We start from the raw sequence: 216 nt of genomic DNA, 5'->3' as shown, positions 1-216 counted from the left end.
GCGGGGGTCGTATTGGCCATACCAAGTTCACCGACGCCAAACAGCGTTACGCCATCCCTGGCCAGCTCATGGGTATAACGGATAACTTCCAGCAGCAGTTCCTCGGCCTGAGAACGGCGCATTGCCGGGCCTTGAGCAATATTACCGCAGCCGCGCGCCACGCGCATATTCACCACGCCGGGAATGAGTTCAGCATCGATGCCGACATCAATCACA

General features: G+C 58.3%; 1 protein-coding gene. It reads right to left on the bottom strand.

Going from position 1 to position 216, the window contains the following annotated elements; all coding sequences use genetic code 11:
- Positions 1 to 216: nicotinate-nucleotide--dimethylbenzimidazole phosphoribosyltransferase (locus FDX22_RS24155; RefSeq protein ID WP_186805459.1), on the bottom strand; the 216-nt coding region annotated here is incomplete at both ends.

This window comes from Citrobacter sp. TBCS-14 (assembly GCF_005280805.1).
In the GTDB taxonomy this organism is placed as follows: Bacteria; Pseudomonadota; Gammaproteobacteria; order Enterobacterales; family Enterobacteriaceae; genus Citrobacter; species Citrobacter gillenii.
The sequence above is the reverse complement of the archived record's forward strand: the minus strand, read 5'-3'. Positions and strand labels throughout refer to the sequence as shown.